Genomic DNA, 19735 nt, shown 5'->3' with positions numbered 1-19735 from the left:
AACGCCCCTTTATGAAGTTGTATCAATTAAAGTAAATGCTTCAATATTGTAGTGATTAATTATGTCTTTTAATAGATTTTTTCTTACTGTAATTACACAATTTAAATTTGAAGTTATCAGAGCCAAAACAGTTTGATGAAATCCTTTATTATCTAATTCCAACAATCCAATTTCATCTAAATAAATCGGTTCAACATTATTTTTAATAAAATGATTTATTTCATCGTGTACCCATATAAATACTTCTTGGTTAAATAAATAGGGTCCTAACTTAAAAGCTATTTTAAAATCGTTATTGAAAAATTGTTCGTGTTTAATAAATAAACGCGTTTCTTTAGTAGACAATTTCATAATATTATAACTATGAACGTGATCATCAATCATTTTTTTTATTGATAAGAACCCATCCCCAAATTTATTTAAATGGTATAGTTCATGCATTTTAGTTGTTTTATAACCGTTAATTGTTCCAGTAATGATGGTCACCATGATGAACCTCCCTCATATGTTTAGGATTCTTCTTATCATGGTGTAATGCTAAGAGTTCAGACACAATTGATATGGCAATTTCTTCAGGTGAACCTCCACCTAAATCTAGTCCAATTGGTGAATAAAAATTCGATAAATCAACATCCTTACCAAAGTTTTCATATGTTGTATCTAAGTAATCCTTAAGTTTATCGGCAGAACAAAGCATGCCTATATATTTAGGTTTCATATTCTTTTCGATTACTTTATTGATTACATGGTAATCATATTTATGACTTGGGGTGCAGACAATGACAAAACTATTTTCTTTAATACCTTCTGATTCTAAAAACTCAACAAAAGGCTGATGGACAATACGGTCTCCACCTTTAAATTGGTTAATTACAGCTTCTCTTTCATCAATGACCGTAATATGAAAATTCAAAGTTTTTAAAACATTGACAACCGCTTGACCAACATGACCTGCACCAAAAATATACACATAATTAGCAACACCGATAAATTCATAAAACAGTGTAACAACCCCCCCACATTTCATGGGAAGCGTTTTTGCACTAGGATGAACTTTTCCATCACTTAAAATATATTTTTCATATAAATGTTGACGTGATTTTAATAGTTCTTTACATTTTTCTCGCGCATGAAACTCTAATGCGCCACCACCGACAGTCCCAAAGGCTTCATTAGTCTCGGTGACTATCATTTTTTTACCGACCTCAACAGGTCCTTCACCGGATTTACTAACTGCAGTTACGACGATTAAATCAATTCCTGCTTTTTGAAATGCATGAATCTTTTCATAAATAGTTTGCATGATATCCTCCGTGTTGTTATTGTTTTACGGTTATAATATATAACTTAATACCAACGCGATTACAAATAGCGTTGCACTCATAATTGGATTAAATTGTATTTTGAAATACCTTTTAGTTTCAATACGTAATAATAACTGATGTATGAGTAAGGCGATGAATGTATTTACTACACCAAATATAAATATAAATGTTAATATAGCCGTTAAACTACTAATGTCGTTATGTAAAAATCCTGTAGTTGCGTATTGTAAAAACATAAAAGCTAAAAATAAAGTACGCCATCCAATTGAAGCCGCAAATAGTCCTACAACTTGAGGTTTTATTGGTTTTTTTACGATTAATGTAACCACACCGACCATTAGAAGTGATTCTAAAATAATCGCAATCATAGGATTAACTGTACGCCATGGATTCATTGGTAGGAGTAAATTTATTGATTTGATAGACATAGCGATAATTCCAATCCAAAGAAGGTTTAAGCGACTCTGTAAAAGTAAATAAGCGCGAATAAGCAACCCTGCAGCAATTGGAAACATAATCATACCAGAAACGAAAAATGGGATTAGTGGAAACTGTAATGCGTAACCAAGTGTCGCTTCTAAAATGCCCCATAAAGATCCAAAAAATACGATAATACTGATTCTAGTCATTGTTTTCATTATTGCACCTCTTCTTTATTTTTAAGTAACGCCATTAGTATTTTTTCGGGCGTTATTGGTAGTGCTGTAATTCTTACTCCAACAGCGTTATAAATAGCGTTTGCTAGTGCGGCTGGTGGCGTATCAATGCCGATTTCACCTACTGATTTTGCACCATAGGGTCCTGATTCTTCATAACTTTCTGCAAACTCAGTTGTTAACTTCTTAATATCTAAACTGGTTGGGATTTTATAAGTTAAAAAGTCATTTGATATCAGTTGGCCTTTTTTTGAATAGATAACTTTTTCAAATGTCGCCATACCTAATCCTTGTACGATTCCACCCTCTACTTGTCCTTGAGCAAGTTTTGGGTTGATTGTTACGCCACAATCAACGACGCTGACATAATGATTAATGTCAAATTCTCCTGTTTCTTTATCCACTTCAACTTCTATAAATCCCGCCATAAAAGGTGGGGGTGATTTATGGCCAACATAGCTACTAGTTGCGGTTAATTGTTTTTGATCTTCATTATAGTAAAGTCGGTTCGCTAGATGACTTAAGGTGATTGATTCACTTTTTAATGCTTTAAAGGTGACCCCGTCAAAAGTAATTGATGATGCTTCTACTTTAAGTGCTTTGCTTGCTTCTTCTATTAACATCTCTTTCATAAGCTTAGCTGCTTTTAATACTGCATTACCAGATACGTAAGTAGTACTTGATGCGTATGCACCTGCATCAAATGGCGTTAAGTCAGAATCAGAACTATAAACAATAACTTTATCCATAGTAGTCTCTAACGCCTCGGCTGCAATCTGAGCAAGGATGGTATCACTTCCTTGTCCAATATCTGTAGCTCCAATCATTAAATTATAAAACCCATCGTCGTTTAACTTGATGGTAGCTGCGCCCATATCAATATAAGGGATTCCACTACCTTGCATTGCAATTGCCATACCCACAGCTTTTACTTTATTTTCACTAACACCTTTATTAGGATAGATGTTATCCCAGTTAATTAGTTCTTTCCCTTTATTTAAACAGTATTCAAGTTTACAACTTTCCATAGTCATTGCAGTACCTTCGGTGCCTTCACCCATAATTTCAAATATTGGTGAGGTTTCACCTTCTTTTATCATGTTTTTATCTCTGAATTTTAATGGATCTATATTTAATTTTTGACATAAAATATCTATCGCTGATTCAAGGGCAAAATTACCTTGAATAGCACCATAACCTCTATAAGCGCCAGCAGGTGTTTTGTTTGTGTAAACAACATTTCCATGAAACCTAACCGAATCAACTTTATTATATAAAGGTAATACCTTTGATCCAGCAACCATGAATACGGTTAATGCATGTTCTCCGTATGCACCAGTATCAGATAGTATATAACAATCTATGGCTTTTAATGTACCATCCTTTGATGCACCTAAAGTAATATCTAAACGCATTGGATGTCTTGTGTAACTTGATTCAAACACTTCTTTTCTTGTATATACCATTTTTGATGGTTTTTTTGTTTTCATTGTAACAAGCGCAACTAACATTTCACCATGAAGGGCTTGTTTTCCACCAAAGCCTCCACCAACTCGGGGTTTAATTACTCGAATCTTACTAATTGGTATCTCAAGTGCTTGGGAAAGAATTCTTCTAACATGATACGGTGTTTGTGTAGATGAATAAATAACCAGTCGGTCGTAATAATCCAAGCGTGCATTTACCGTATGAGGTTCCATCATAGCGTGGGCTTGAGCTTGAGTATAAAAAGATTCTTTAATGATTACATCGCATGATTTTAATGTTTTTTCTACGTCATTGACGTGCATATGATAACTTGCTGCTTGATTTTTTTTAGGATCAAATCCTATAGGAAACATTTCATGGATTTCATCTTCAGGATGAATGATGCTTTTATGATTAAGCGCTTGTTCGAAATCTAATACAGCTTCTAGTACTTCATACTCAACTTCTATTAAGTTAAGCGCTTTTAAAGCTATTTCTTCGTTAACCGCAGCAACACAAGCAACTTCATCGCCTACATATCTTACATATTCATCTAAGACGAATTTATCGTGGGGTGAAGGTTCGGGATAACCTTGACCTGCACGTGTAAATGGTTTTCTTGGCACATCCTTGTGTGTTAAAACAAGTTCAACGCCTTCTAAAGATGACGCTTTTGTTGTATCAATTGTTGTTATTTTAGCGAATGCGTGTGGACTTCTAAGTACTTTAACGATTAAGCTATTTGCCTCTGCTAAATCATCCGTATAAGCTTTTCTCCCCATCATGATGCCTTTACCATCAATCGATGGCGTGTGTTTGTTTACTATTTTCATAATGGATCACCTAAATAATTTTTTATAGCTTTAAACTGTGCTTCATATCCACTACATCGACATAAGTTTCCAACAACATAGTTTTTAATATCCATATCGGTTGGCGTCTTAAGTTCACGTTTCATAGCATAAATTGATAATGCAATACCTGGGTTACAAAATCCACATTGATCTGCGCCTTCTTGTCCAAAATAGTAACTAATTTTATTTACCTCATCTAATATACCGTCAACTGTTAATATCTCTTTGTTTTCCATTCTTATTGTAAGTAATGTACAGGCCATCATTGGTTTATTATCAACTAAAACAGTACAAACACCACACGTTGAATTGTCACAGCCCTTTTTCACACTGAAGATGTGATTGTTTCTTAAAGTATCTAGTAAATATTCGTTTTCTTTTATATTAAAAACAACTTTACGATGATTAAGCAATAATGTTACTTTCATGGTTTCACCTCATTTAGTCCTCTTTTGACATAGGTTTTAGCTAGTTCAATTCTATACTTATCGCTTGCTCGATGATTAGTACCAAACTTGGTATTAGCAAGCATCAAATCCAGACTTTCATTTATAACTTTATCAGAAAGCGTATCTTGCTCATTTAAAAAAGTCATTGCTTCATGGATAAGTATTGCACTGCCAGGTCTTGAACCCAGTGCAATATAATATTTTCCATTCCAATGACTTACTGCTATATTTAACATGGCAAAATCAAGTCTTGTGTTAGAGACTTTTTTAAAATACGATTTGCCTTTTGATTTATAAATGTGTATGTGCGTAAGAATATCTTTAAAACTTCCTCGTTTAAGTAAAAACGCTTCTAAATCCATAGCGCCACTATCGTGAAAATGTAGCGTAACCTTGCAGGTTAATAACGCTGTAATAATGTCACTAAAAGCATAACGACCGTAAATACTACCTCCAATTGTAGCAATGTTTCTAAAATTAACACCCATAATATGGCTGATACTCTCAGAAACAATTCCACCAAGCAGTTTGCCAATGCCTTCGTGTACTTCAAGTGTTCTTAATGTAACCATTGATCCTATTTCATAGTAAGCATCATTTTCTATGATTTGATCAAGGTTAAGTGCTTTTAAGTCAATTATAGTACTAATGTCCTTATTAACTTGTTTTAACCATGCCCCTCCTGCAATTATTTGTGCGTTATCATCTTGTAATAAGATTTCATAGGCTTCCTTAATTGTCTTTGCTAAATGGTACCTTTTAACCTCCAATGTCCTCATTCCTTTCTGTTAAGTTTAAGGTGAAAATATCTTCAACGGTATCTATATCTTTTAATATGCCTTCATCTAACGTTGTAATTAATTTTACATGAAACTGATCTCTAAACGTTTTTAAATTTGAAGTTACTGGTTCTAATAATAAAGGTTTTATAAGCCGTTTATCAATAAAGATGGGATGCCCTTTAAATGTGTTATAGGTTGGAACTTTTATCAACCCTCTTTCTTTTAAAAGTAGTTCATAAGTAGAAGGATGAATAAACGGCATGTCTCCTGGTACAATAAAAAAATCGTCATCAATAAATGAGGCACCCTTTTGAATGGAACTAAACATTCCATCTAAATAGGCATCATTCTTAACAACGATTACTTTTTCGTATTTTTTTATTACATTATTGATTTCTTTATGATAATGACCTGTAACGACTATGATTTTCTCAACAAAAGGCAACATACATTCTATCGTATGGTTTATCACCGGACGATCATTGTATGAAAGCAACATTTTATTCGTCTTAGCTCGACTTGATAAGCCTGCAGCTAGAATCACACCTTGTGCCATAATACCCTCCGAATTGAGCGTTTACACAGTGGATGTCAAATGATTCATTGAATAAATAGTTCTAAAAACCTTACATTTTTTGTATTGTTATTATTATAGCATGATTTTAAGGCAAATTCTATATGAAACTGACTAGGAAAATGAGTTTATAAAAAAGGATTTAATTTTGATTAAATCCTTTTAATTAAAGCCTTATTTTGCTAGTTTAATAATTTTGAATATTTTATCAATAATATCTTGAGCTAACAAACTATCTTCTCCGTAAGTTATTTGCGCTTCTTCACCTGCAAGTGCATGAATTAAAGTCCCTAAACAAGAGGCATCAACTAAAGATTTTTTTTGCCCAATTAAACTTGTAATAATGCCCCCTAATACATCACCAGACCCTGCAGTAGCTAAAAAAGCACCGCCATAAGGCATGATGAAAATAAGTCTTTGATAGGCAATGATTGTGCTAGGACCTTTTACAATGAGTACCCCTTTATATTTTTCCATAAAATGATTAATTGATTTCATTGGATTTTCATATATATTTTCTTTACGTGTATTAATTAAACGTGAAAACTCGCCCATGTGAGGGGTTAAAATAAGGTTTTCTGTTGGAAGTTTTGAATCGAATATTTCTTTGAAATAATCAATTCCATCTGCATCAATTACAACAGGAATCTCACTTTTAATTAACGCTTCAAGCGTTTTTTCATAATTGTCTTCTTCCTTACCAAGACCTGGACCAAATAAGATTGCATCAGTTTTTTCAATGACATCATCAATATCATCTGATTTGTAAGAGGTAAACATTACCTCATGAGATAATCGGTATATATACTCATAATATTTTTTTAGTACTGCAATTTTTATAATGCCTGAACCACTTCTTAACGCTGCTTCAGCTGCTAAGTTAGGTGCTCCCATCATCTCAGGTGATCCACCGAATATAACAATTTTCCCATAGTCATACTTGTGTGTATTTTGTTGTCTTGGTGGCATGGTTTTTTTAATCATATCTTTATCAAGAACGTATGCTTTTTTATGGTTCTTTTTAGATATTATCCCTACATCTATCACGGTTAATTTTCCTGTATAGTCTTTAGCGTCTTGCAAATAGTGACCAAATTTAGCACATTGTATAGCAATGGTTTCATTTGCTTTTACTGCACTTGATAATGCCTTTCCAGTATCAGCGTGAATGCCTGATGCAATGTCAATACTAAAGGTATATAGGTTGGTTTGATTGATTTTTTCAACCATATCTAAATATAAGCCATCAAGCGGTCTACTTAACCCAACTCCAAATAACCCATCAATTAAGTAGTCATAATCCTTGAAGTTTTTACCAACGTCTTTTAAGTCATTTTTTGTAACAATCCATTTATAGTTCATCGAAATTTGACTCAAAATATTTGCTGTATCTAAACTAAGTTGACTTGCATCACCAACAATGTATAAATCACAATTAAATCCTTGTTTGTAAAAATTGTCAGCTGTAACGATTGCATCGCCACCATTATTGCCAAGTCCAGCAATAATAACGCCATTTTGGTTTATTACTTGTTTATGTTGACTTAATAAATTGGCGATTTTTTCTCCTACTAAAAGAATTAATTCAAAAGAACTAAGATTTTTTTTCTTACATGTAAATTCATCCATTTCTTTCATTGTACTAACCGATACAATTTCTATCATGATTCATCCCACCTTCTTCTTTATTATAACACTCTCTATTATTAAAAAAAAAGGTGAAACGTGTTTACCTTAAAATATTTTTTCTAGTTCTTTAATAGTATCTATAGTCATATCCGCTTCTTTTAGTTCTTCGTCATTGCCAAATCCATAACGACAACCGATGGTATATATCTTATTATACTTTCCTGCTTGGATATCATGATGTCTATCACCAATTATTACGCTTTTTTCTGGATAATCGTTTAATATACGCTCTAAAACAAGATGTTTTTCTTCTACCTCAAAAGTTTCAGAACACACCATTAGATCAAATATATCATCTAAATGAAAAATTTCAGCATGTGATTCAAGGTAATACTGCTTACAGTTGCTGATAAAAATCAGTTTATACCCTTTAGACTTAAGGTATTTTAATGTATCCATTGCGCCATCATAAAGAGATGCTTGTTTATTGAGGATTAAACGTTGCATTTCGTCGCTTATAATTTTACTTGCTTTATTTTTTGCATCTTCTTTTATATCTTCCCCAAATGCATTCCACATTTCTTTTGGTGTTTGTCCTAAAAACTGACTTATTTCTTGGCTCGTCCAATCATAAGGTTTTGCATGGTTATTTTCAACTAAAAAGTCGTATGCTTTTAAAAATGCTGGTTCATAAATGGCTAAACTATTATGTATGGTACCATCGTAATCAAAAAATATTGTTTGAATATGTTGAACATTCATAAATTATAAGCTTTTTAGTAAGTTTGCCATTTCGATAGCAGTAACTGCAGCTTCAAATCCCTTATTTCCTGCTTTTGTTCCAGCTCTTTCAATCGCTTGTTCAATTGTATCCGTGGTTAAAACACCAAAAATTACTGGTACCTCAGTTTCTAGTGATACATGTGCAACACCTTTTGTAACTTCGTTTGAAACATAATCAAAGTGTGGGGTATTTCCTCTAATGACTGCACCTAAACAAATAACTGCATCATAATTATTAGTTTTTGCAATTTTTTTAGCAATTAATGGAATCTCAAATGCACCAGGAACCCATGTAATATGAATATCTTCTTTTTTAGTTCCATGTCTAAGCAAAGCATCTTTTGCCCCTTCTAGTAATTTAGACCCGATAAACTCGTTAAATCTACCTACAACAATATTAAATTTTAAATCTTTTACAATTAAATTTCCTTCAAATGTTTTCATTATTCTTTTTCCTCCTCAAATTTGAGCATATGCCCAAGTTTTTGTTTTTTAGTTTTTAAGTAACTTTCATTTCTTTCATTATGATTCATTTGGATTGGAACACGTTCAACTATTTTTAATCCATATCCTGTTAATCCATGTACTTTTTTGGGATTGTTTGTCATAAGTCGGATGTTTCTTACGTTTAAATCTAGTAGAATTTGTGCACCAATTCCATAATCACGCATGTCATCTGGAAACCCTAATGCAAGATTAGCTTCTACCGTATCCATTCCTTTATCTTGTAAGGCATAGGCTTTAATCTTATTAATTAAACCAATCCCTCTACCTTCTTGACGCATATATAGCAAGATGCCTTTACCTTCTTTGTTAATGTTATCTAGTGCGGCATCTAGTTGTTCGCCACAATCGCAGCGTTTAGATCCTAAAGCATCACCAGTTAGGCATTCTGAATGCACACGGATTAAAACATCATCCGTTTCACTAATGTCACCTTTAACTAAAGCAACATGATGTTCTCCACTCAATGTGTTTTCAAAACCAACCATTCTAAATTCACCATGTTTTGTCGGTAAAGTTGCTTCTGCAGCTCGTCTTACAAAATGATCTTGTTTTCTTCTATAAGCAATTAAATCCGCAATTGTTACTAGTTTTAATTGGTGTTTTTTTGCATAGTGTATTAAATCATCAACTCGTGCCATTGTGCCATCGTCATTTAGGATTTCACATATAACACCAGCAGGTTTTAAATCAGCTAATTTTGCAAAATCAATGGCTGCTTCTGTGTGGCCTGCACGTTTTAATACGCCCCCTTCTTTTGCCACAAGTGGAAACACATGTCCTGGGCGTTTAAAATCAAATGGGATTGCATCATCATCTAATACTTTTTGAATGGTTAAACTACGTTCATATGCAGATATGCCTGTTGTGGTTTCATTAGCATCAATCGACACTGTAAATGCAGTGTGATAGGTATCTGTATTTTCAGTGACCATTGAATAAAACCCTAATTTTTTTGCATGTGATTCTTCAATTGGCATGCAGATTAATCCGCGACCGTGAGTAGCCATGAAATTAACTGCCTCAGGGGTTGCATGTTCTGCGGCCATAAGTAAGTCCCCTTCATTTTCGCGGTCTTCATCATCAACAACGATAACCATTTTGCCATTTTTTATGTCTTCAATGGCTTCTTCAATCGTGTTAAACATTTAAATTCTCCTTCTAAAATCCATATTTTTTAAGTAAGTCTAATGTTACGCCTTCGTCATTAGAGTGTTTAAGCAGTTTTTCTACATATTTACCAATTAAATCACATTCTAAGTTAACTAAACTTCCTATTTGTTTTTCAAGTAATGTTGTATCCTCTTTTGTATAAGGGATAATGGATACGGTAAACCCTTGTTCATCAACAGTAACAACCGTTAGGCTAATACCATCAATAGCAATACTGCCTTTTTCAATAATATATTTTAACAAAGATTTTTCTGTGTTAATTCTAACTAATGTTGCAATATCTTGCTTGGTTAATGAAATAATTGTTCCAGTTCCGTCGATATGACCACTCACTAAATGGCCTCCTAACCGATCACTTAGTGTTAAAGTACGTTCTAAATTAACACGTGAACCTATGTTTAACTGTTTAATCGTTGAACGATTAAGCGTTTCGTTCATGACATCAACTGTAAAACTTGTTTGATTCATATGTGTAACAGTTAAACAAACGCCATCTGTAGCAATGCTATCCCCTAGTTTTGTTTGTTCTAACACTTTTTTGGCTTTTATTTTTAGTGAAGCGCTTTTTGGGCCTTTTTTAATGGATTCGATTTGTCCGATTTCTTCAATAATTCCTGTGAACATTAAGCATTCTCCTTTACAACAATGTATTGCAACATCATGTCATCATCAAACAACTGGTAATGCATTAATTTTAAATTTAACGCTTCATTCATTAGATTAATGCCTTCACCACCAATAGGTGATAAAGCCTGTTTTCCTGAAATAATTTTTGGGGCAACAAACGTAATAATTTCATCAACAATTCCCGCTTTTAGTGCTGCTGCATTTAGGGTACTTCCACCTTCAAGCAAAATACCATCGATACCAATACTTGCAAGTTTTTGCATGAGTTCATTTAAATCAACCTGGTTGTTTTGTGCGGTGGTTATGATGGTTTCTATACCTTTATTATGTAAACGCTCTAAAACTTCATTAGGACATCGTTTTGTGGTTGCAACGATTGTTTTAACTGATTCTGCTGTTTTAACAATGTTAGAGTCAAGGGGTATTTTACCATTACTATCAACAATAATACGGATCGGATTTCTTCCTTTTATGTTATCAAGTCTAGTTGTAAGGTATGGATTATCATTAATCACGGTATTAACCCCTACCATGATAGCTTTATATTGATGTCTGAGTTGGTGCACAAAAGCTCTTGATTTATCATTACTAATCCATTTTGAATCCCCTGTATTTGTCCCGATCTTACCATCTAAACTCATAGCGGTTTTCATGACTACATAAGGATTATTTGATTTTATATATTTAAAAAAGACTTTATTCAATTGTTTATTTTCATTATCTAATAGTCCAACGCTTACCCTAATTCCAGCATTTTCTAATAATTTAACCCCTTTACCAGCAACAAGTGGATTAGGGTCAATGCTTGCAATAAAGACTTCTTTAATCTTGTTTTTAATAATTGCTTCTGCGCAGGGTGGGGTTTTTCCGTAATGTGAACACGGTTCTAGCGTTACATACATTGTTGCACCTTCTACGCTTTCTTTAGCGGTATTAAAAGCATTAATTTCTGCATGATTTGAACCATACAATGCATGGTATCCTTCGGCGATAATATGATTGTTTTTAACCACAACAGCTCCAACTAACGGATTAGGATTTACAAATCCGGTTCCTTGTTCTGCACATTTGAGTGAATGTTTCATCATTTTTTCATGCATGATTTCACCACTTTTCTATTAAAAAATGCCCTGACTATAAAATCAGGGCAAACAAAATCAAAAAAACGCAAAAAAGCGGATTTTTATCTTCTTTCATCTAGACTATACTATCGGTCTTGGAATTTCACCAAATCATGCAACGAGTGCTCGCGGACTTTACCGCCGGTCGGGAATTTCACCCTGCCCTGAAGATTATTCAATTATTATTACAAAGTAAGTATATCATAGCCATTTATAATGGTCAAATAATACATTACACTAACATTGTATCTTTATAGGTTTTATAGATGTTATACGTGACTTCTTCTAAATCATGTTCTGCATTGTTTATAATATAGTCAATGTGATCTAAATTTTCCTTCACAAAATAATCTTTATCTATTTTCAAACGTTTTTTTACATCTTCTAGCTTATCGCCACGTGCCAACATACGGTCTTTTCTTAATGATTCTGGTGATTGAATAAAGAAAATCATAACATCGTCTTTTAATTCTTTATATAATGCATTTGCACCTTGTATATCAACGATAAGTACTTTATCGAGTGCAGCATCTTTAAAAGCTGTCCCATAGTAGTGATTGTTATAACATGAGGTTTCTAAAAAAAAGTCAATTCTCATTTTATCTTCAAAACTTTCCCTTGATAAAAAATGATAATCAACGCCATCAATTTCGCCTTCACGCTTAGGTCTTGTCGTATAGGTGACCATTTTTTTAAAACGGTAATTTTTTATAAGTAGTTTAGCTATTTCGGTTTTACCGCTTGCACTTGCTCCAATCATGACCAACATATCATCACTCCTAATCTTTTAAATTTTATCATTAATTTGATGAAATTGAAACATAAAAGGCTGTACTTTAAGATTAATTTTTAATAAAAAGATCACTTTGCAGTGATCTTCTTTTATCGGTTTCTAAATTAAGGTAAAAACTATTCGTTTTCTTCGTTTTCTTCAGTAGGCTTTGGTGGTTCTTCTTTCGTATCGGAATCAGATTTTTTATAATGTTTAAATGCTTGCTTGAAAATCTTTCTTACGTTATCAGTGCTTAAAAATGGCAGCATGCGTTCAAGCTTAACACCCTCTAAATCACCGCTTTCAATGCGATCAATGGCTTCATTAATTGCTTCTTGTGAAACAAAAGGTAACATTTCATATGGACTTGCATCTATTTTTTTCTCAAGTGCTGCTATATATAGTTTATGGATTTGCTTATTGCTTAAAAATGGTAAAATAGCTGGAATAACATGGCTGCCTTCTTTTAACTCATTATTTAATATACTTTCAACAAGTTCGTCTTTGCTTTCTTCATCTAAGAACGGCAACATACTAATAATTTTCATTATTTCTTTCCTTCTTTCATCAATAATTTTTTTTCGAAACTGTTAAGCATACTCCAAATTTCATTTAAATTTTTAGGATATTTAAATTCGATATGGTGCATTATAATCATTCTTCGTTCTTCTAATGATAATCTTGGCCATAAATAATTAAGATTAAAATGAATGGCTTCTTTTAAGTACATAGATAATACATAATAACGTTCCTCTTGATTAAGTAAATGGATAATGTCATTAACGTCATATGTTTTTATTTGCTTGTGAATAATCTGATCAATAACAAATGTTCTAGAATGATTTTTAAATAGTATATCCAAATCAGTTTCAAGTTCAATATTCAAACATAAAATGGTGTCTAATGAAGTTTCATATAACTCTGTTAAAGCTATGATTGTATCGATATTTGGTAAGCTCTTACCAGTTTCCCATCTACTGACTGCTTGATGAGAAACAAAAAGTTGTTCAGCAAGCCCTTCTTGGCTTAAGCCGTTTTTTTGTCTAAACATACATAGTTGTTCCCCAATTTTTTTTAAGTCTAACACTTAAGCACCTCCAATCAATCTGCAGAATTGATAGTTTTATTATAAGATTATAGTCTATTTTAATAAAGCAATTTATAGTTGCAAAGAAAAAGTGCTTAATTATTCTCATCTAATCCATGTTTTTTCAAAAAAAAGAACCGAAAAAATTCGGTTCTTTTAAGTTAATTTAGCTTATTGCGCCAATTTCTGTAAGTACATTAATGAGACCTTGTTTCGTTAAGAATAAGCTTGGGTCATCATTGTGATAGTAAGTATCATCGACTTCATAGCCTGGGTCTACATTAATTTGATAGCTAAGGACAGCAGCATCTACTTGTGGTTGTATTGTATTACGCGCAATCATTGAATCAAATATGGTGTTGCGTTCTGATTCACTTAAGCCTGTAATTGTTGCTAAATCGAATGTTGCTGTTGCAAATGATGTTTGTCCTAATGCGGTTACTGCTTTAATAAATAGTTTAATTTCTTCTGGTACGGTTAAGTCATAGGTAATGCCATAATAACTATCTTCAGCTAACTCAGGAATATTAATGCCTGCGTTACCTCTTAACATATTGTCGATGGTTGTATGTATCGAAGCACTTAAGAGTAATGTATCTATTTCAGCATCTGATAGGTTTGTAATAATCTCGGCATCAATTGCATCGCCGAAGTTCGAAATATTAAGTACTTGTAAGCCTTCGAGTAAACGAATAAGTTCAACACGTTCTATTTGATTAGGTGTATCTAGTCCAACATTAATCATTTCTCGCATTGAAAGTGGTACGATAATCGTTGTGCTTCCATATGGAGCAGTTTCATCAAGGGCAATATCTAAAATCGATTTTGAAATGGTTGCTTGTAAAGAAACTGAACTATTAACAATTTGTTCAAAATCGTTTTGTAAAATATTTGACGGATTAACATCAATATTACTAAAGTCTGTAAATCCTAATGTTTCTAAACCTTCTAATATAGCTAAGACTTCGTCTTTTTCAACATAGATAATGCCACCAAGTGTTTCTATACGGATGAAATCATCTAAAGCGTCTTTATTAGGAATAATTAAAGCGCCACCGGTTTTATTAAGCATGTTGTATGAAACGGTTGCATGGATTGAATGTGAGAGTAATATGGTTGCTTTCTCATCAAAGAAACGATCAAGTTCGATCCCACCACCGAAACTATCTAAGTCACTATAACCCATTGCAAGTAGTGCATCAATTAAAGCTTTAATTTCATTATCTAGTACATATTCGTAATCTTCACCAACATTACCAATAAAGAAGCGTACATCAATACTATCTCCTAATACTGGTTGTGATTCTAATGGAATAATTAGTACTTGATCGCCTAAATCAAATAGTGTTTTTGAAATCGTTGCGTGCATCGATGCAGAGGCAAGTAATGTATCTTGTTTATCAACGGTATTAAGTACAGCTAAATTAAATGATCCAGTAAAGTCGGTAACACTTGTGATACCAAATAGTTCTAATACTTCAATAATCGCATGGACTTCATCTTTTAGTACAAAGTCTGTATCTATAGATAGATAACTATCCGCTATACGAATATCATAAAGACCACTACCTAGATCATAAGTGTATGGAATTGTTAATGTATTTGAAGTGTTTAGATCAAAGAACTGTTTTGAAATCGTTGCATGCATAATTGCTGAATTGAGCAATAATACACGATTTTCATAATCATAAAATACAGTTAAGTCGATAGCGCCTGTGTAATTTTCAACGTCTAAGATATCAAGGATATCTAGAGCAATAATCATATTTTCAAGTTCAAGTGCAGTGATATAATCTGTACTTTCTAACCCGGCACCAACACTTACACGTACAACCGTACTTAAATCAGACTCTCGTGCAGGGACTGTAACGGTATTACTGACATGTAAGTCGAGAACTTTTTTAGACATTGTTGCTTGAATAATAGCAGATTTTAATGCTTCATTCGCATTGGTATTTACACCATCTTCATAAAGTTCTGCAAGAACACTTAAATTAATAGAGCCTGTAAATGCTTCAACATCTAAGACATCTAATATGTCTAGGGCAATAATCATTGCTTGAAGTTCTGCTTTTGCAATGTAGACTGTTTCAGTATCTAGTGCCCCAACAGTTACTCTTATTTCTGTAACATTATCGTCACGGTAATAAGGGACAACAATGGTATCATTTGTATCTAAATCAAAGACTTTTTGAGAAATGGTTGCTTGTAAAATAGCTGAGGTTAAAACTTTATCAGTATTATCATCTATCGCTAGTACACTTAAATCGATTGAACCTGTAAAGTTTTGAACATCTAATATGTCTAATATATCTAATGCAATTATAACGGCTTCTAGTTCTGATTTAGATATATAAATAGTTTCAGTATCGTTTTCACCTACAATAATTCGTATTTCTGTAAATCCATCTTCTGCGAAGTATGGAATAGTGACAGTCCCACCATCACCTAAATCGAAGATTTGATCAGAGATGGTTGCTTGTAATATTGCAGATCTTAATACAGTTTCTGCATTATTATCAACGGCTAAAATACTTAAATCTAGGCTACCACCAAATGCCTCAACATCTAATATCCCTAAAATATCTAACGCAATAATCATATCTTTTATTTCAGATTTAATAATATATTCTGTTTCGTCATCAACAGGCCCCACTACAACACGTATCTCAGTAACATTGTCTTCTGCTAAGTATGGAACTTTAACAGTTCCATCACCTGCTAAGTCAATAATCTTATTTGATACAGTTGCATGAATAATTGCCGATTCTAAAACGGTATCTGTATTATCGTTTACCGCTAAAATACTTAAATCTAATGACCCATCAAAAGCATTTAAATCTGTAATGCCTAAAATATCTAGTGCATCGATTAAAGCTTGTAATTCGGTTCTTAAGATATATTCTGTTTCGTGACCTACATTACCTCGTGTAATGCGAATATCAATACCCTCTTGATCAACATAAGGAACTTTAATAAATCCATCAGTTTCTTGATCAAGTAATAAATCAGATACCGTAGCATGAATGACTGCTGAGGCTAGTAAAATATCTAAGTTACCTTCTTCTAATAGTGTTTCAACACCAAAATCACCAGTAAAACTATCAATATCTGTTAAGCCTAAAACATCTAGTGCATCTAATATGGCAATAAGTTCAGTATCTAGTACATATTCGGTTTCAAATCCTACATCACCAATCAGTAATCTAATCGCATTATCATCTTGGTCAACATAAGGAATAACAAGAGTATCATTATCCATCATGTTTAATAACTGTTCTGAAATGGTTGCATGCAATATCGCAGAACCAAGTAGGGTTTGAATGTTATCTTTGATAAGCGTTAAATCAAGGGATTCAAAATTATCAAAGTTTTCTAAATCAAGTGCAACAATTGATGCTAATACCGCAGTTAACTCTTCACGTGTAATATATTCAATACCATCTACAACATCTAACATGCGAATATCTGTTTCACTCATATCTTTATATGGAATGGTAATAACGTCATTATCAGCCATCGCATCAAATAACAAGGTTGATATGGTCGCCCAAATGATGTTTGATGCAAATAAACGTTCTGCTTTATCTGGATCTAGTGTTGTTGAATCGTTTTCGTAACCAAGAACACTTAATAGACCAAAATCAAAGTCTAAATTATCTAAATCAACCACTTCAAGTAATGATATTGCTTTAAAAACATCTTTAATTTCTTGTTTTGTAACAATATCTCTTGTTGTCCCATTAATAGATATTTCTATTTTTGCAGTATGTGGAATGGTGAGTGTATCACCTAAATTATCCATAATTAAAGCACCTACTGTAGCCGCTAATACTTTCGAATCTAGTAGATCATCTAGTGCTTCATCATCTAATTCAAAGACTAAATTTAAAGTAATTTCTTCAAAGTCACCGATACTTGCGGCAATTTGAGCAATACGGTTTAAGGCTTTCAAAATACTGCGTAATTCGCCTGGAGTTTCTCCTTCATCAAACCATACAACATCATCAGTTACCATAATCATATCGAGTCCTTCAAATCCTGCTCTACCCGATAAAATATTTACAAGGGCATGTGAAACAATTTTAGATTGATAAAGGACTTCAAAGTCCATTGTTGATAAGCCAGTAAGTAAAATCATAAAATCACCTGATTGCAAATCACCCACTGTGATGCCTGTATCAACGATTTGTCCAACCACTTCACCCATAGCTGAAAATTCTTCTCCCCAGTTAATATCGGCTGGGACTGTAATAATGGCAGATAAATCCTCGTTACCATCTAAAAATAATTCTGCAGCGATTCCGACGGCTCTAGTAATTAAGTCAGATCCAGCAAAAGCATCAAAAATATCACGAACTTCCTCTCCATCTAAAGTAACTGTATCAAGGTCGTTTTCATCTTCTAATAATCCTGCTTTATTAATAAGTTCAAAGGTCATTGCGGCAATTACACCAAGTTGTTTAACTTCTGTTTCCCAGTCTATTGCATAAAGTTCGTCTCTTGGAATTTCAATCTCAGTATCCATATAATCCGCACCCATTTCAATTGCAAGTGGGATTAAAGATATAAATAAGTCTGAATAGGAAAGGACTGTAAAGACTTCCTCAATTTCAGAGCCTTTTAAGTCACTTAGATTACTAGTTTCCATATAGTCTGATTCTAATATGATTGTTGCCATTTGACCCATAATAGAGAGTTCTTTTCTAAATGAAATTTGGTTTTCTCTATAATTAAACGAAAAGACTGAGTCAAATAACAATAAGTTTAACGGTACGGTTTGATTAGTTTGTTCATCCGTTACACTTATAACACTAAACATGACTACAAAGTAATTATTATTGTAAGCCTCAACTATTTCTTTTAACATTCCTAGTTGTTCTGTTAGTTCTCCGATATCAGGTTCTTGAGTACTTAAAGGAAATGCTTCGTAACTTGTTGATGGATTTAATGCATTAAATGATGCTTGCACATCTGAAACTGGAACGAAAACACCATATTCAGGTGCAGGTTCACGATTTGAAAGACTTGCATTAACAGTTGATTCTGCAATTGTAACAATACTTTCATTAATACTCATTAATCCACCTAATACAATGAGTGTAATAAACACACTTAATAAACCGTTAGCCGCCCCAACTCCCGCGCCAACCAATCTACCACTCATACTAGGTTTTCCAGGTCTTACAACTATTATGCGTACAATAAAAGTAATAAATTTATACACAAATGAAAAAACTGTGAAGTATAAAATTGTATAAACAATCTTCACAATAAATAAAGCCAATCCCGTTACAAACGCAATAAGTTCTTGATTCGTTAGTGATCCAGATAATGCATCACCTAAAAAAGTTTCAAGTAATAAAGGTAGCGCTTGTTCTAAGGTCGTTACACCTGTAAGTTCTGGCATGAACTGCCCTAACATGTCAATACCAGGTAGTTGCATGGTCCATAACTGGTTAACAACTGTATTGATTGTTAAAAAGAATATTCCTATAAAAACAGCTTTAACAATTAAATAGTAAATAGATTTTACAGTGCCCCTCATAAATCCTACTAGTGCTGCAAAACCAACGATAAATAAAAACATCAAATTTAAATATAGTTCTATATCTAGACCTGCTGGCATAATTAATTCCCCCTAAAATAGTACCTGTTCTTTTCTTTCATATATATATTATATTATATTATAAATGGGAACTCATAAAAACAGTTATACAATGATTCACTAAAAATACACATTTTATACACATTTTAAAAATAGTGATTATCCGCTTTAAATAACAAAATAACCCGAGTTTTATAGTTGATGATACTTAAACAAGTAGTTCACAACAACTTTACTACATTAATACAACAGATAGCAAAACATATAGATGGCTAATTATAGCGGTTTATATGTTTTTTTAATACAACAAACTATAAAACAATG

17 protein-coding genes and 1 riboswitch are annotated in these 19735 nt (G+C 32.9%); all 17 genes read right to left on the bottom strand.

Going from position 1 to position 19735, the window contains the following annotated elements:
• Positions 1 to 9: 9 nt before the first annotated feature.
• The 17 genes from ACHAJD_RS05350 to ACHAJD_RS05270 all read right to left on the bottom strand — a co-directional run bounded on the left by ACHAJD_RS05350 (position 10) and on the right by ACHAJD_RS05270 (position 19432).
• Positions 10 to 489: a nucleoside-triphosphatase gene (locus ACHAJD_RS05350; RefSeq protein ID WP_435584838.1), complete on the bottom strand. Its 480-nt coding sequence runs from the start codon at positions 487 to 489 to the stop codon at positions 10 to 12.
• A complete protein-coding gene (locus tag ACHAJD_RS05345; protein ID WP_435584837.1) occupies positions 461 to 1303 on the bottom strand; it encodes an XdhC family protein in 843 nt (280 codons plus the stop codon). The genes ACHAJD_RS05350 and ACHAJD_RS05345 overlap by 29 nt, the downstream gene beginning before the upstream one ends.
• Before the next feature lie 30 nt (positions 1304 to 1333).
• Positions 1334 to 1963 (bottom strand): hypothetical protein, encoded by a 630-nt coding sequence (locus ACHAJD_RS05340; protein ID WP_435584836.1) that lies wholly within the window; start codon positions 1961 to 1963, stop codon positions 1334 to 1336.
• Positions 1963 to 4281: a xanthine dehydrogenase family protein molybdopterin-binding subunit gene (locus ACHAJD_RS05335; RefSeq protein ID WP_435584835.1), complete on the bottom strand. Its 2319-nt coding sequence runs from the start codon at positions 4279 to 4281 to the stop codon at positions 1963 to 1965. The genes ACHAJD_RS05340 and ACHAJD_RS05335 overlap by 1 nt, the downstream gene beginning before the upstream one ends.
• The gene (locus ACHAJD_RS05330; protein ID WP_435584834.1) at positions 4278 to 4730 is read right to left on the bottom strand and encodes a (2Fe-2S)-binding protein; all 453 of its coding nucleotides are present in this window, start codon (positions 4728 to 4730) and stop codon (positions 4278 to 4280) included. The genes ACHAJD_RS05335 and ACHAJD_RS05330 overlap by 4 nt, the downstream gene beginning before the upstream one ends.
• On the bottom strand, positions 4727 to 5521 hold the full coding sequence (locus ACHAJD_RS05325) for an FAD binding domain-containing protein (protein ID WP_435584833.1): 795 nt from the start codon (positions 5519 to 5521) through the stop codon (positions 4727 to 4729). Before ACHAJD_RS05325 ends, ACHAJD_RS05330 begins: the two co-directional genes overlap by 4 nt.
• Complete coding sequence (locus ACHAJD_RS05320) at positions 5511 to 6089, bottom strand: nucleotidyltransferase family protein (RefSeq protein WP_435584832.1); 579 nt, start codon at positions 6087 to 6089, stop codon at positions 5511 to 5513. Before ACHAJD_RS05320 ends, ACHAJD_RS05325 begins: the two co-directional genes overlap by 11 nt.
• 192 nt (positions 6090 to 6281) lie before the next feature.
• The gene (locus ACHAJD_RS05315) at positions 6282 to 7772 is read right to left on the bottom strand and encodes an NAD(P)H-hydrate dehydratase (protein ID WP_435584831.1); all 1491 of its coding nucleotides are present in this window, start codon (positions 7770 to 7772) and stop codon (positions 6282 to 6284) included.
• Between the two features lie 69 nt (positions 7773 to 7841).
• Positions 7842 to 8498 carry an HAD family hydrolase gene (locus tag ACHAJD_RS05310; protein ID WP_435584830.1) on the bottom strand — a complete coding sequence of 219 codons (657 nt, stop codon included), beginning with the start codon at positions 8496 to 8498 and terminating at the stop codon, positions 7842 to 7844.
• Positions 8499 to 8501: 3 nt separating this feature from the next.
• Positions 8502 to 8963 (bottom strand): 6,7-dimethyl-8-ribityllumazine synthase, encoded by a 462-nt coding sequence (gene ribH, locus ACHAJD_RS05305; protein ID WP_435584829.1) that lies wholly within the window; start codon positions 8961 to 8963, stop codon positions 8502 to 8504.
• Entirely contained in the window at positions 8963 to 10171 is a 1209-nt protein-coding gene (locus ACHAJD_RS05300; RefSeq protein ID WP_435584828.1) for a bifunctional 3,4-dihydroxy-2-butanone-4-phosphate synthase/GTP cyclohydrolase II, read from the bottom strand. Before ACHAJD_RS05300 ends, ribH begins: the two co-directional genes overlap by 1 nt.
• Before the next feature lie 13 nt (positions 10172 to 10184).
• Positions 10185 to 10820: a riboflavin synthase gene (locus ACHAJD_RS05295; RefSeq protein WP_435584827.1), complete on the bottom strand. Its 636-nt coding sequence runs from the start codon at positions 10818 to 10820 to the stop codon at positions 10185 to 10187.
• Entirely contained in the window at positions 10820 to 11923 is a 1104-nt protein-coding gene (ribD, locus tag ACHAJD_RS05290; protein ID WP_435584826.1) for a bifunctional diaminohydroxyphosphoribosylaminopyrimidine deaminase/5-amino-6-(5-phosphoribosylamino)uracil reductase RibD, read from the bottom strand. The genes ACHAJD_RS05295 and ribD overlap by 1 nt, the downstream gene beginning before the upstream one ends.
• Before the next feature lie 81 nt (positions 11924 to 12004).
• Positions 12005 to 12120: riboswitch (FMN riboswitch) on the bottom strand.
• A gap of 56 nt (positions 12121 to 12176) precedes the next feature.
• Positions 12177 to 12713, bottom strand: a complete 537-nt coding sequence (locus ACHAJD_RS05285) for a guanylate kinase (protein ID WP_435584825.1) — start codon at positions 12711 to 12713, stop codon at positions 12177 to 12179.
• Positions 12714 to 12853: 140 nt separating this feature from the next.
• The gene (locus tag ACHAJD_RS05280) at positions 12854 to 13264 is read right to left on the bottom strand and encodes a hypothetical protein (RefSeq protein WP_435584824.1); all 411 of its coding nucleotides are present in this window, start codon (positions 13262 to 13264) and stop codon (positions 12854 to 12856) included.
• Entirely contained in the window at positions 13264 to 13803 is a 540-nt protein-coding gene (locus tag ACHAJD_RS05275) for a helix-turn-helix domain-containing protein (RefSeq protein WP_435584823.1), read from the bottom strand. Before ACHAJD_RS05275 ends, ACHAJD_RS05280 begins: the two co-directional genes overlap by 1 nt.
• A gap of 166 nt (positions 13804 to 13969) precedes the next feature.
• Positions 13970 to 19432: a CvpA family protein gene (locus ACHAJD_RS05270; RefSeq protein WP_435584822.1), complete on the bottom strand. Its 5463-nt coding sequence runs from the start codon at positions 19430 to 19432 to the stop codon at positions 13970 to 13972.
• Positions 19433 to 19735 lie beyond the last annotated feature (303 nt).

Source organism: Liberiplasma polymorphum (assembly GCF_043951795.1).
Lineage (GTDB): Bacteria > Bacillota_I > Bacilli_A > Izemoplasmatales > Izemoplasmataceae > Liberiplasma > Liberiplasma polymorphum.
The sequence above is the reverse complement of the archived record's forward strand: the minus strand, read 5'-3'. Positions and strand labels throughout refer to the sequence as shown.